The organism is Lachnoclostridium sp. An118 (genome assembly GCF_002160985.1).
Lineage (GTDB): Bacteria > Bacillota > Clostridia > Lachnospirales > Lachnospiraceae > Claveliimonas > Claveliimonas stercoravium.
This window is the reverse complement of sequence record NZ_NFLQ01000007.1, coordinates 68,327-81,665: the sequence shown is the minus strand read 5'-3', so window position 1 is coordinate 81,665 and position 13,339 is coordinate 68,327. Positions and strand designations below refer to the sequence as shown.

Below are 13,339 nucleotides of genomic sequence, written 5' to 3'. Positions count from 1 at the left end.
GATACTTTTGGTGCGGCCAGGCCTACAGGTCTGACTCGTCTACCATCTTCACACCTGCATCCTTAAGAATGGAAGCTGCTTTCTCATAATCGTCGGTGCTGAAAACCAGAACCGGAGCGCGTCCTTCGCGGATTACAAATGAATAGATGTAGCGCACGTTTATGCTGTTTTCTGCAAGTACTGCCAACATCTGATTGAGATTGCCCTTTTTGTCCTCCAGCTCTGCGCCGATGACATCATTCACTCTGACGACAAATCCCCTCTCAGTGAGATAACCCTTCGCCTCTGTTGGCTTATCTACTACGAGACGAAGGATCCCAAACTCCGGAGTATCAAAAGACGCGACGGCCCGGATGTTGATGTGTGCTTCTGTGAGCTTGGATGTAACCTCCATCAGGCTGCCCGGCTTATTCTCCACGAAAACTGATAGCTGCTTGATCATGTGACACCTCCTTTTTTCTGGTCCTTAAAATCTATATCATCTTGCAGTAAGGTGATATCCTGTGTCAAATGCCTTCCTGTTGATATCTATTGTCTTTGGCGGCACTGTATTTTCAATGACCCTGTACCAGTCCTCCTTGCTGAAATCCATGTGCTGCGCCGCCACGCCCAGCACGATCATGTTGAACACCTTTGGATTGCCCAGCCTCTTGGACTCCTCCGTGGCGTTGACCGCGTACACCTTGTGGGTCTTCCCCAGCTCCTCCAGGATGCCCTCCGGATAGCTGGCGCTGCCGATCACGACAGGCATGGGGTCTATCCTCCAGTCATTGACTACAAGGGCCCCGTCCTTTTTGAGGAAATGGGCGTACCGCATGGCCTCCAGTCTCTCGAAGGCGATGATCACGTCCGCCTGCCCTTCCTCCACGATGGGCTCCGCCACCTTGTCTCCGTAGCGCACAAAGGTGACAACGCTTCCGCCCCTCTGGGCCATACCGTGCACCTCGGACAGCTTCACGTCATAGCCTCCGGCGATGGCCAGGCCTCCCAGGACACGGCTGGTGAGCAGGGTTCCCTGGCCGCCCACGCCTACGATCATAATATTTTTTACTGCCATTATCTGTCACCTTCCTTTACCAGTTCGATCGCCCCGAATTTGCACAGCGACTGGCACAGTCCGCATCCGGTGCACATCGTATCGTCAATATGGATGGTTCCGTCTTCGTTTCTCGTCATGGCCGGACATCCCGGCTTCATGCACATGCCGCACTTCTTGCATTTGTCCGCATGTACGGTGTAGAGAGGCTTCTTCGCCTTGGACAGGAGCACACAGGGGGTCTTTGTGATGATGACCGACACCTCGTCCCTTGCCACCTCTTCCCTGATGGCCTTCTCCAGAGTGTCAATGTCCAGAGCGTTGATCTCCTGCACGTGCTTCACGCCCAGTGCCCGGCAAAGTCCCGGGATGTCGATGGCGTAGGTGGGGTCGCCCTGGAGCGTCTTGCCCGTGGCCGCGTGGTCCTGATGTCCTGTCATTCCGGTGGTGGAATTGTCCAGGATGATCACCGTTCCCGTGGCCTTGTTGTACATCATGTTCATGAGGGAATTGACACCTGTATGTAAAAATGTGGAGTCGCCGATGACGGCTACCCAGTTTTTAATATAGTCTTTGCCCTTCGCCTTTTCCATTCCGTGGAGAGTGGAAATGCTGGCGCCCATACAGACGGTGGTGTCCACCACGCTCAGCGGCGCTACCGCTCCCAGCGTATAGCATCCGATGTCGCCTGCCCCGTGTATCTTCAGCTTGTTCAGCACATAGTAGACGCTGCGGTGGGGACATCCCGGGCAGAGGATAGGCGGGCGTCCCGGCACCTGGGCCGGCGCATCAAGCTGCAGGTCCTCATGGAGGATGGCTTCCCTGAGCATATTGGCGCTGTACTCGCCCTGCACGGTAAAGATCTCCTTGCCGATGGCTTTAATGCCCCAGGACTTCACCTGCTCCTCGATCACCGGATCCAGCTCCTCCACGATATAGAGCGTTTCCACCTTTGACGCAAAGTCCTCGATCAGCTTTCTCGGCAGAGGATTGACCATGCCAAGTTTCAGCACGGATGCCTCCGGCAGCACTTCTTTTACATACTGGTAGGGAATACCGCTTGTGATGACGCCGATCTTCGTATCGTTCATCTCCACCCTGTTGATGGAAAGTGTGTTGGCTGCCTCAGCCAGCTCCTCCATCCGCCTCTCGATGACCACATGGCGCCCCTTCGCGTTGCCTGGCATCATGACGTTCTTGGCCGGGTCTCTCTCGTAGGGCTTATCCGGCACTTCCTCTCTCTCACACAGCTCTACCAGCCCCTGGGAGTGGGCCAGCCGGGTAGTGGTCCGGTACACGAAGGGCCGGTCAAACTGCTCGCTCAGGTCAAAGGCCAGCTTCATGAACTCCTTTGCCTCCGCGCTGTCGGAGGGCTCCAGCACCGGCAGGTGGGCCGCCCTTGCCACCATCCTTGTATCCTGCTCGTTCTGGGAGCTGTAAAGTCCCGGATCGTCGGCCACCACGATGACAAGGCCCCCGTTCACTCCCATGTAGGAGACGGTGTAGGCCGGGTCTGCCGCCACGTTAAAGCCCACGTGCTTCATACAGGACATAGCTCTCGTCCCCGCTATGGAGGCGCCGATCGCCACCTCTGTGGCCACCTTCTCGTTGGGAGACCACTCGCAGTACAGGTCGTCTCTGTACTGTACAAGATATTCGCTTATCTCCGTGCTCGGCGTGCCCGGGTAGGCGGCTGACACCTTCACTCCCGCCTCGTAGGCGCCTCTGGCAATGGCCTCATTGCCGAGCATGATCACTCTCTTTGACTCTGACATTTTACAGTCCATCCTTTCTCAAATCTGTCACTCTCTTTGCCTTTCCCTCAAACCGCTTCAGGGAGTAGGGAGCCACCAGCTTGATCTGGGTGGCAAGGCCCAGCTGGGACTTCAGTCCCTTCCTGATCTTCATCTCCAGCTCGCTGAGCTGCGCGTAGCTGTCAAGCAGCCTGTCGTCCACCAGCTCCACGGTGATGGTCATGACATCCAGCCGGTTCTTTCTCTCCACCAGTATCTCGTAGTGGGGTCCGATCTCCGGTATCTGGAGCAGCACCTCCTCGATCTGGGTCGGGAATACATTCACGCCTCTGATGACCAGCATGTCGTCCGCCCGGCCGGAGATGTTCTCCATGCGCACGGTCGTCCTTCCGCATCTGCAGGGCTCATACATGAGCCTTGTCATATCCCCTGTCCGGTAGCGCAGAAGGGGCAGCGCCTCTTTCCCGAGACAGGTGACCACCAGCTCGCCTCTCTCTCCGGGAGGCAGCACTTCCTCTGTCTTTGGGTCGATGATCTCCGGGATAAACCAGTCCTCGTTGACATGCATGCCCACAAGCTCCTCGCACTCTCCGGCCACGCCCGGGCCGCACAGCTCGCTCATGCCGTAGTTCTGGGTGCACAGAAAGCGCTGGCCCCACACCTTGTGCATCTCATCCCGCATGGGCTCCGTCATGCCCTCGCCTCCGAAGAGACCGATGTGCACCTTCAGGTCCTTCTCCGGGTCCAGGCCTCTCGCCCGTATCTCCTCCCCCAAATGGAGGGCGTAGGAGGGAGTGGCCACCAGAAGGGTCACGCCCATATCCTGCAGGAACATGATCTGCTTCTTCGTGTTTCCCGAAGACATGGGAATGACAGACGCGCCGATCTTCTCAAGACCTCCATGGAGTCCCAGGGCCCCTGTGAAGGTCCCGTATCCAAAGGAAATCTGGGCCACGTCGTCGGCTGTGGCGCCGCCCATACAGGCGATGCGGGCCACGTTTTCCAGCCACATGTCCAGGTCATTCCTTGTGTATCCCACCACCGTGGGCTTTCCTGTGGTCCCTGAGCTGGCGTGGAATCTGACCAGCTCCTTCTTGTCCACGGCAAAAAGCCCCATGGGGTAGTTGTCTCTGAAATCCGCTTTGTATGTAAAGGGCAGCTTCGTCAGATCCGCCAGTGTCTTTATATCCTCCGGCTTCACCCCTGCCTCGTCCATTTTCCTGCGGTAGGGAGCAACCCTCTCATAAATATAGGGCACCGTCTCCTTCAGCTTCTTCAGCTGGATCGCTTCTATCTCGCCTCTTGGCAGGGTCTCTTCCTTCGACCAGATCATGACATTTCCTCCTTCAATTTTACGCTTCCGCGTCGTGCTTCCCTTAGTATAGCACAATACTTTCGCAAGTTAAAGCATTAATTTGCGAAAAATCACAAAATTTATCGTCTAAAAAGTACCTCTGATTGCTTTTCCGTTTTAAAAAAATAATACTCCAAAGAGTGTTGAAATACAACTGACTCTTCAGAGTATTATTTGAGCAAATGTCTACAGACTCCCGGCGCTCTCCTCAAGCTGGCGCACAGCCTCCCGGAGTTCCGAGAGCTGCTCCTCTGTCACCTTGTCCAGGCGGCACTTCATGGTCAGCTTGTTCAGCCTGTTCACGTCAGCCTTCACCTGTTTCTTTTTCCCTCTGTCCAGGTCTTTTTTCTTCTCCTTCAGCTTCCGCTCCGTCTCTGCCATCAGCTTCCGGGCATCTCCCAGGACCTCCACCGCGTCCCTTCTCGTCTGGTCCTGCCCGGCGTAGTCCCGAGCGTCACGGATGGCCTGCTGGATCTCGTCCTCGGACATGCTGTCGTTGGAGGTGATGGTGATGGACTGCTGCTTCCCTGTGTCCAGGTCCCGGGCGGACACCTTCAGGATGCCGTTGGCGTCGATGTCAAAGGAGACCTCGATCTGGGGCACGCCGGCGGGCGCCGCCTTGATGCCCTTCAGCCTGAATCTGCCGATGGTCTTGTTGTCCCTGGCCATGGGGCGCTCCCCCTGGAGCACATGGATGTCCACAGAGCGCTGGTAGGGAGCCGCTGTGGTAAATACCCGGGAATACCGGGTGGGAAGGGTGGTGTTCCTCTCTATGAGCCGGGTGGCCACGCCGCCCACGGTCTCAATGGACAGGCTCAGAGGGGTCACGTCCAGAAGGAGCAGGCTCTTGTCCGTCCCTGCCGCCACCAGGCTGTTTCCCTCCAGAGTGCTTCCCAGGATGGCTGCCCCCTTTGCCACGCACTCGTCTGGGTTGATGTTCCTGGATGGCACTTTTCCTGTCAGCATCCGCACCTTCTCCTGGACAGCCGGGATCCTCGTGGAGCCTCCCACCAGGGATGCCTCTTTTCACACTCTTCTTTCCTAGTTGGTGCCGTCGTGGTATTTGCAGGCGTACTCCTCAAGCTCCACCTTCAGCACTTCCACAGCGCCCACCCACTTCTCGTCAAAATCATCAAAATCCTTTCCGGTCTGATGTCTCATCAGCTTCTTCAGTCCCTCCAGCTTCTCCTCATAGGTCTTCAGGACCTGCACCCTCCCGGTGCCGATGAGGCTGGCATAGCAATAGCTGTGGCTGCAGGGGAGCTCCGCCTCCATCAGCCCGTGCCGGCAGTCCAGCTCCACGCACACCTCCGGCTCCTCCTTGAGCGCCTCGATCTTGCGGCCCACCTTTGCGCTGTGGAGGTAGAAGGTAAGCCTTTCCCCCTCCTGCTCATAGCCGAAATTCATGGGCACCACGTAGATTTTCCCCTGGCTCTGCATGCCGACGCGGCACACGGCGCACTCCCCGATCATCCTGGTAATCTCTCCCATATCCGTCATCTGTCTCTTTGGCCTTCTCATAGCTTCCTCTTCCTTTCTCCTTTTGCCTCGCTCTTTTTTGCGGCTTACGCTCTCCGGCCTGGCGCCCACGCATTTACTGTCAGTTTACCACCCTTTCCGCCGAACAACAAGCCTGACTTTCCGGTTGATTTCCCGGCCCTGCTGAAGTATTATAATAGATGGGAGTTTATAAACTGATCCAACAAGGGGAGATGTATATGAAAGATTGTACTTACTATGATCTTCTTGGCGTTTCTATGGATGCAGATGAAAAAGAGATTGCAGACGCCAAGAATTTTTTAGTGAAAAAAATGCATCCGGACGAAAATATAAACAGTACCTTTGACACCACAGCCTACATCCAGAATGTGCTCACCGCCTACCGGATCCTGAGCAACCCGGAGAGCCGGAGGACCTACGACCGCAGGATACGCAACCCCATCCGCCGGGAGACCCGGGCCGAGCGCGCAAGGGAGAGGGAGGCACGCCGCAGCGGACCTCTATCCCCCAATTTCGCACCCTACTGGGAGGCCGCCAACAGGCTGAACGGTCTGGTCAGCGAGAGTGCCGGCCTGCTGAAGCCCAAAAGGTTCAGCCGTCAGGAGCCGGATGCGGAGAAGCTGGCAGCCATCGCCGAGGAGGCCCACCCCCACATCCTGGTGCTGAAAGACGGGGAAATCCCCCGCAGATACTGGTTCTCCCACGCCATGAACTGGCTTTTGTTCCAGTGGAGCCAGAACCGGGACCTGCCCTACGCACTGCTCTACTCCATGTACGACAGCTACCTGGAGCAGTGTAAATCCACTCTGGAAAAGAAGAAGATAACCAGCCAGAACACACTGTTCTTGAACAACCTGGACAAGCTGATCTCCTATCGGCAGCTCCAGTCCTGACAGGAGGCGCATGACAATGGAAGCACTTCGAGACAAAAACGGTCTGACAGAGGAGGAATTCCTGGCCCGGTACCGGCCCGGCGACTACCCCCGCCCGTCCATGACGGTGGACATGCTCATCTTTGCCGCCCCTGGACTTTCCTCCCGCCTTGCAGGCGGAGGGAGGATGTCATCAGAGGACCGGCAGCACTATCTGGGCGGCAGGGCACTGAGGGTCCTTTTGGTCAGAAGAGGCGGCCACCCCTGCCTTGGTCGCTATGCTCTTCCGGGAGGCTTTGTGGAGCCCCGCGAGACAGTCATGGAGGCCGCCAGAAGAGAGCTCCTGGAGGAGACCCACGTGGAGGGCGTGCCCCTGCAGCAGCTCTACACCTTCTCAAAGCCCGGCAGAGACCCCCGCACCTGGGTCATGAGCTGCGCCCATCTGGCTGTCCTGGACACAGACCAGATCCCCGCAGAGGCCGGGGATGACGCCAGCGATGCCAGGTGGTTCACCGTTGCCCTGACACGCCGGGAGGAAAGCCGGCCGGGCCTGTTCCACTATGAGCTCCGCCTGGAGGGAGGCGGCCAGGTCCTCTCCTCCTCCCTGGAATGCCCCTTGCGCTTCGATGAGGGCTCCTGCCTCGCAAAGAACAGCCAGGGACTGGCCTTTGACCACGGCGCTATGATCCTGTGCGGTCTGAAAGAGCTGTTCCACATTTGACCGCCTTCCAAAAAGGGACATTTCCACCCCGCTGACAGGTTGGAAATGTCCCTTTTTCCATGTTCTTCTCTTATTTTTTTCTGGTCACCTCTTCCAGCCTCCGCTTCAGCTCGTCCAGCAGCTCCTTGTGCCTTCTGGACTCCATCCTGGGGAACGCCCTCACAAGCCTCCGGCTGGCCTGCAGGGTTGCCCCGGTCAGCTCCGCGTACCGCTGTCTGAGCATATCATAGCGCTCTCTCGTCTCACCGGAGAGAAGGTCCAGCCGCTCCCTCGCCTCTCCGGAAAGGGCATCCAGCTGCTCTTTCCTGGCCTGAGCCACATCCTCCAGCGCCTCCGCCTTCTCCATGGCATCCATGACATTCTCGTGGATATTGGCTCCCATCCTGTCTGAGATCTCATGCAGCTCCGCCCCGATCCTCTCCAGCATATCCAGGCGCCTGTTCAGCTTCAGTATGCCCGCTGTCGTCACCGCCACGTCGGCGGCAAGGCAGACCGTCAGGACACAGAGCAGGGCAGCTCCCGCCGCCTCCGGCAGAAATCCCACCAGTCTTTCGATGAGCGGGTGGATCCCCTTTACGATCACTACACAGGCTGCTCCCCATGCAATGGAAAAGGGCAGGCACACATATCCGCCGATATTGAGGGGAAGGCCCGTGTAATCCCACCACTTATGGTGGAATATCTTATCCATGATAACCCCTGTCATACCCTCGATCAGCGTCACAAGCACAAGGGAGGAAAGATACAGGAGCAGCAGGCTGTCCCGGAAGCCGTCGAGCAGTGTCACCACCGCAGACACGCCCACCCCGTATATAGGGCACCAGGGGCCATTGAGAAATCCCCTGTTTACGAATCTCCTCTCCTTCACCGTGGCATAGGCCACTTCTGTGCACCATCCAAGAAAGCTGTATATAAAAAAATAGAGCAGCAGGCTGTATATCCGCATATAAAACTCCTTTCCCAAAGCATCTCCTCCCCCGCCCGCCGCACCGGAAAACGGGCCGGACGGTGACGGGGAGTGTGACAGCAAGATTATACTTCACATTGTCAGTGCAGTCAAATAATGCTATAATCATACACTAGAAGATAATTTTTCTCATTAAAGGAGACTTACAAATGATACTAAAGCAAGGGAAAAATGACCATACATACCAGGTATGCGGCATACACACTGAAAAGAAGCTGGAGCGCCGGCTGGAGGCCCTGGGGCTCACAGAGGGTGCTCTTATCACGATCTTAAACAACGACAAGAAGGGGTCCCTGACCGCCAGATTCCGGGGCACTCGATTTGCGCTTGGCCGGCAGATCGCCGACAACATCGATGTGAGGGAGGTGGCGGAAGATGGCAGGCTCGATTAATGTAGCCTTCATAGGCAACCCCAACTGCGGCAAGACCACCCTCTTCAACGCCTTCACCGGAGCCAACCTGAAGGTGGCCAACTGGCCCGGTGTCACGGTGGAGAAAAAAGAGGGCCACGCCACCTACGAGGGACAGGATTTTCGGCTCATCGACCTTCCCGGTATCTATAGCCTCACCTCCTACACAATGGAGGAGACTGTGTCCAGGGAGTGTATCCTGAGTGACGAGGTGGATGTCATCGTGGACGTGGTGGACGCCTCCTGCCTGGAGCGGAACCTCTATCTGACTCTCCAGCTCATCGAGCTGGGCAAACCTGTTGTTCTGGCTCTGAACATGATGGATATCGTGGAGGAGCGGGGCATGGAGATCGACCTGCACCGTCTCCCGGAGATGCTGGGCATCCCTGCCATCCCTGTCTCCGCCAGAAAGAAAACCGGTCTGTCCATCCTGCTCCATGCCGTGGCGCACCACAAAGACCACGGGGCGCAGAGTCCCTTTATCCACCATCACCACGGGGAGCATTCCGCCCACAGGCACAACCACCACCAGGAGTACGCCATGGTGTATCAAGATTACATAGAGGACAAGATCGACCAGATCATGGACCGGCTGAAGCAGTCCTATCCGGATATGGCCAATAAGAGGTGGCACGCTATCAAATATCTGGAAAGGGACAAGAGCGTCAGCAGCCAGTACCCCCTGGAACTTTCCGATATCATTGAGCGGGATTACGAAAAAGACATCATCAACCAGAAATATGATTTTATTGAGGAGATCATCCAGGAGGTCCTTGTCAACAAGTCGAAAAACGAGGCCCGGACCGACCACATCGACAGGTACCTCACCAGCAGATGGCTAGGGCTCCCCATCTTTCTCGCCATCATGGCCCTGGTGTTCTTCCTCACCTTCACGGTGGGCGATTTCCTGAAGGGCTACTTCGAGATCGGGCTGGACGCCTTCTCCGGCCTTGTGTCAGAGGGCCTTGCCGCGGTGGGCACAGGCCCCATGGTCACCTCCCTCATCGTGGACGGCATCATCTCCGGCGTGGGCGGCATCCTGACCTTCCTGCCCAACATCTTCATCCTGTTCCTGGCGCTGGCCATACTGGAGGACAGCGGGTACATGTCCCGCGTGGCCTTTGTCATGGACGACATCATGAGCCGCCTGGGCCTTTCAGGGCGGGCCTTCATCCCCCTGCTCCTGGGGTTCGGGTGCTCCGTCCCGGCAGTCATGGCTTCAAGGGCTCTGGAGCACCGCAGGGACCGCCTGAAGACGATCCTCATCACCCCCTTTATGTCCTGCAGCGCAAGGCTGCCCATCTACGTGCTGTTCTCCTCCATGTTCTTCGGAGGGAACGCCATGCTGGTGTGCTACTCCATGTACCTGCTGGGCATCCTGGTGGCGATCACCTCCGCCTTCGTCATCTCCAGATTTGACGGCAGCAAGGCAGAGCACGCGCTCCTCATAGAGCTGCCGGAGTACAAGTCTCCCAACGCCCGGACTATCGCCATCTACGTGTGGGAGAAGATCAAGGACTACCTGACAAAGGCAGGGACTGTCATCTTCGTTGCCTCCGTCATCATGTGGGTGCTCCTGAATTTCGGCCCCACAGGCTACGTGACGGACATAAGCGCCAGCTTTGGCGCCTGGATAGGAAAGGCCATTGTACCGATATTTACCCCTCTGGGGCTCGGCTACTGGCAGATCGTGGTGGCCCTCATCGCCGGGATCGCCGCAAAAGAGGTGGTCGTCTCAAGCTGCAGCGTGCTCTTTGGCATCCAGAACATCACCACATCCCACGGCATGACCGCCATGGCCTCCACCCTGGGTGCCATGGGCTTTGGCGCGGTGAACGCATACGCACTGATGGTCTTCTGCCTGCTCTACATCCCCTGCACGGCCACCATCGCCACCATACGCAGGGAGACAGAAAGCAGGCGTCTTACCGCCTGCTTCGTGTGCTTCCAGTTTGCAGTGGCCTGGGTGATGAGCTTTCTCGTCTACCACATCGGTCTGCTGCTGTAATCCCCATTTTCAGCATCTTTTACTGGATCTTCTTGAGGAGGTCCAGTTTTTTCTTAAAGGGGGCATACCGGACCGGTATGTCGATGAGACAGGACTTCTTCATGATGCTCTTCCTGTGGGTGAACGTGTCAAAGCTGTCCTTCCCGTGGTAGCCGCCCATACCGCTGTCCCCCACGCCGCCAAAGGGCATATGCGAGGTGGCCAGATGCACTACCGTATCATTGATGCAGCCTCCGCCGTAAGAGACGTGCTTCAGCACATAGGCCTCCCTCTCCTTTTTCCTTGTAAACAGGTAGAGGGCAAGGGGTCTCGGCCTTGCGCTGACCTGGGCGACCACCTCCTGCAGGTCATAGAAGGTCATGACCGGCAGCACCGGTCCGAAGATTTCCTCCTGCATGACCGGATGCTCCCATGTGACCTGGTCCAGGATAGTGGGTTCGATCTGGAGCGTTTCCTGTCTGCTCCCGCCGCCGCAGACCACGCGGGCATCCCGTATCAGCCCCAGCACCCTGTCAAAGTGCTTCCTGTTTATCATCTTCGGATACTCCTCGTTCCTGCAGGGGTCATTTCCATACATCTTCCGTATCTGCTTTGCCATCTGCTTCAGGAGCTTATCCTTCACACTCTTGTGGACAAAAATATAGTCGGGAGCCACACAGGTCTGGCCGCAGTTCAGGAATTTCCCCCAGACGATCCTCCTGGCGGCCAGGGAGATATCTGCCGTTTCATCTACAATACAGGGACTCTTTCCCCCCAGCTCCAGGCTGACGGGCGTCAGGTGGGCAGAGGCCTTCTCCATCACGTAACGCCCCACATTCACGCTTCCCGTAAAGAAGATGTAGTCAAACCTCTCATTTAAAAGAGCCTCGTTCTCTTTCCTCCCTCCCTCGATCACACTGACATACTTCTCCGGGAACAGCTCCCGGAGCATCCGCCCTATGAGAGCCGAGGTGGCGGCAGAGTAGGCGGATGGCTTTACCACCGCACAGTTTCCCGCGCAGATGGCGCCCACGAGGGGGGCGATGGTGAGCTGGAAGGGATAGTTCCAGGGGGACATGATCAGCACGACCCCGTAGGGCTCAGGATAGATGCATGACCTGGAGGGGAACTGGGTGACAGGAGTGGGGACTCTCTTTGGCCTGGCCCATCTCCTGAGATGCTTCAGCGTGTACCGTATCTCCTCCTTGACAATCCCTATCTCCGTAGCGTAGGCCTCAAAGGGGGACTTGTGAAGGTCCTGCTTCAGGGCCTCCATGATGTCCTCCTCGTTCTCTTTAATCCAGGCTTCCATCCGTTGAAGCTGCCGCAGCCGGAAGGCCACGTTTTTTGTCTCTCCGGTGCGGAAATAGTCTCTTTGCTTCTGCAGCATATCTTTATACTCTGTCATTTTCTCTCCTCCTGCGCGCGTATCTGATAATAGATTTCCTTCAGCTGGTCCTTCCTCATGATCCGCGGAACCGGGTACAGCGGATTGGCCTCCTTTGCAGCCCTCTTTGCCAGCATGTCGATATCATCCTCCCGGATGCCCTCCAGCTTGTCCGGGATTCCCATCCGCCGGTTCATGGCCCTTATCTCTGCGATAAACGCATTGGCCTTCTCCTGGTCACTCTCCAGATCCTGTCCTATCTTCACAATGTCCGCCAGCTCTGCCAGGGACATGTACACGGAGCTCCCATAGGCCTCCAGCACATAGGGCAGGATCACGGCGTTGGCAAGGCCGTGGGGGATGCCGTACTCCCCTCCCAGGCTGTGGGCGATGGCGTGGACATATCCCACGTAGGCCCTTGTAAACGCTGCTCCGGCCAGGAAGGAGGCCTTCTGCATGTTCTCTCTTGCCTCCATATCGGAACCGTCCGTGTAGGCACGCTCCAGATTCCTGAAGATCAGCTTCACTGCGGCCACACTGTCTTCTATAGTCTGGGCTGTGTTGCTCTTGCCTATATACGCCTCCACAGCGTGGGTCAGAGCATCCATGCCAGTCGTTGCCGTGATGAAGGGGGGCAGCCCCTCTGTGAGGACCGGGTCGAGGACTGCATATCTGGGTATCAGCACAAAGTCATTGAGGGCATATTTCTCATGCGTCCTCTCGTCTGTCAGCACAGCCGCCAGGGTGGTCTCGCTTCCCGTCCCCGCCGTAGTAGGCACGGCGATGAGCAGGGGGGATGGGCTTTAAGATCTTCAGTTCCCCTCTCATGGAGGAGATTTTTTTGTGAGGTCTTGCCACCCGGGCTCCCACTCCCTTGGCACAGTCCATGGGAGAGCCTCCTCCAAACGCGATGAGCGCATGACACCCATTCTCCCGGTATAGCTGCAGAGCCTCCTCCACATTGGCAATGGTGGGATTTGCCGTGGTCCTGTCATACACCACGCACTCAATACCCTCCTCGCGGATCCACTCCAGAAGCTGCTCGTGCAGCCCCAGAGAGGCAATCCCCGGGTCTGTCACCAGCATCACATTTTTGATACCCTTATGCCGGAGCATGCCGGGAAGCTTTTTCAGGCTGTCCCTTCCAGTTATCATCTTTGGCTTGCGCCAGAAGGGGACTATATCCATGAAAAATTTCATCACCCTCTGGAACAGCCTGCACCATAATACATACATCTTCTCTTTCTCCTTTGTGATCCTCTTGTTCTTCTCTTCTTCAAAGGCACAGCACAGGGACAGGCTTTCCTGCAGCCTGTCCCTCTTTGTCATCTGTGCGCGCGCCTGGTCCCGA

The 13,339-nt window shown here is 57.0% G+C and carries 14 protein-coding genes; 4 read left to right on the top strand and 10 right to left on the bottom strand.

Going from position 1 to position 13,339, the window contains the following annotated elements; genetic code table 11:
* Positions 1–22: 22 nt before the first annotated feature.
* The 6 genes from B5E62_RS07980 to B5E62_RS07955 all read right to left on the bottom strand — a co-directional run bounded on the left by B5E62_RS07980 (position 23) and on the right by B5E62_RS07955 (position 5,665).
* Positions 23–442: an ACT domain-containing protein gene (locus tag B5E62_RS07980; protein ID WP_033126929.1), complete on the bottom strand. Its 420-nt coding sequence runs from the start codon at positions 440–442 to the stop codon at positions 23–25.
* Positions 443–478: 36 nt separating this feature from the next.
* Positions 479–1,057, bottom strand: coding sequence for an indolepyruvate oxidoreductase subunit beta (locus B5E62_RS07975; RefSeq protein ID WP_033126928.1), 579 nt, complete (start codon positions 1,055–1,057; stop codon positions 479–481).
* The gene (iorA, locus tag B5E62_RS07970) at positions 1,057–2,811 is read right to left on the bottom strand and encodes an indolepyruvate ferredoxin oxidoreductase subunit alpha (protein WP_033126927.1); all 1,755 of its coding nucleotides are present in this window, start codon (positions 2,809–2,811) and stop codon (positions 1,057–1,059) included. The genes B5E62_RS07975 and iorA overlap by 1 nt, the downstream gene beginning before the upstream one ends.
* Before the next feature lies 1 nt (position 2,812).
* Positions 2,813–4,123, bottom strand: a complete 1,311-nt coding sequence (locus B5E62_RS07965; protein WP_087174091.1) for a phenylacetate--CoA ligase family protein — start codon at positions 4,121–4,123, stop codon at positions 2,813–2,815.
* A 207-nt stretch (positions 4,124–4,330) separates the two neighbouring features.
* Positions 4,331–5,155: an Hsp70 family protein gene (locus B5E62_RS07960; RefSeq protein WP_242957779.1), complete on the bottom strand. Its 825-nt coding sequence runs from the start codon at positions 5,153–5,155 to the stop codon at positions 4,331–4,333.
* A gap of 30 nt (positions 5,156–5,185) precedes the next feature.
* Positions 5,186–5,665 (bottom strand): pyridoxamine 5'-phosphate oxidase family protein, encoded by a 480-nt coding sequence (locus B5E62_RS07955; RefSeq protein WP_087174089.1) that lies wholly within the window; start codon positions 5,663–5,665, stop codon positions 5,186–5,188.
* Positions 5,666–5,862: 197 nt separating this feature from the next.
* Here B5E62_RS07955 and B5E62_RS07950 point away from each other — a divergent pair, with 197 nt between their 5' ends.
* Entirely contained in the window at positions 5,863–6,537 is a 675-nt protein-coding gene (locus B5E62_RS07950; RefSeq protein WP_162610282.1) for a J domain-containing protein, read from the top strand.
* Between the two features lie 16 nt (positions 6,538–6,553).
* On the top strand, positions 6,554–7,237 hold the full coding sequence (locus B5E62_RS07945) for an NUDIX domain-containing protein (RefSeq protein WP_162610281.1): 684 nt from the start codon (positions 6,554–6,556) through the stop codon (positions 7,235–7,237).
* A gap of 70 nt (positions 7,238–7,307) precedes the next feature.
* Here the strand turns inward: B5E62_RS07945 and B5E62_RS07940 are convergent, their stop codons facing one another.
* On the bottom strand, positions 7,308–8,183 hold the full coding sequence (locus B5E62_RS07940) for a putative ABC transporter permease (protein WP_087174146.1): 876 nt from the start codon (positions 8,181–8,183) through the stop codon (positions 7,308–7,310).
* Positions 8,184–8,353: 170 nt separating this feature from the next.
* Here B5E62_RS07940 and B5E62_RS07935 point away from each other — a divergent pair, with 170 nt between their 5' ends.
* Together B5E62_RS07935 and feoB are read left to right on the top strand one after the other, a co-directional pair.
* The gene (locus tag B5E62_RS07935) at positions 8,354–8,596 is read left to right on the top strand and encodes a FeoA family protein (RefSeq protein WP_087174086.1); all 243 of its coding nucleotides are present in this window, start codon (positions 8,354–8,356) and stop codon (positions 8,594–8,596) included.
* Entirely contained in the window at positions 8,580–10,622 is a 2,043-nt protein-coding gene (feoB, locus tag B5E62_RS07930; RefSeq protein ID WP_087174085.1) for a ferrous iron transport protein B, read from the top strand. Before B5E62_RS07935 ends, feoB begins: the two co-directional genes overlap by 17 nt.
* 19 nt (positions 10,623–10,641) lie before the next feature.
* Here feoB and B5E62_RS07925 read toward each other — a convergent pair whose 3' ends face one another.
* The 3 genes from B5E62_RS07925 to B5E62_RS17510 are packed head-to-tail and all read right to left on the bottom strand — an operon-like array spanning position 10,642 to position 13,317.
* A complete protein-coding gene (locus tag B5E62_RS07925) occupies positions 10,642–12,009 on the bottom strand; it encodes an aldehyde dehydrogenase (RefSeq protein ID WP_087174084.1) in 1,368 nt (455 codons plus the stop codon).
* Positions 12,006–12,767: an iron-containing alcohol dehydrogenase gene (locus tag B5E62_RS17515; RefSeq protein WP_330398063.1), complete on the bottom strand. Its 762-nt coding sequence runs from the start codon at positions 12,765–12,767 to the stop codon at positions 12,006–12,008. Before B5E62_RS17515 ends, B5E62_RS07925 begins: the two co-directional genes overlap by 4 nt.
* The gene (locus tag B5E62_RS17510) at positions 12,697–13,317 is read right to left on the bottom strand and encodes an iron-containing alcohol dehydrogenase (RefSeq protein WP_330398062.1); all 621 of its coding nucleotides are present in this window, start codon (positions 13,315–13,317) and stop codon (positions 12,697–12,699) included. Before B5E62_RS17510 ends, B5E62_RS17515 begins: the two co-directional genes overlap by 71 nt.
* Positions 13,318–13,339: the final 22 nt, after the last annotated feature.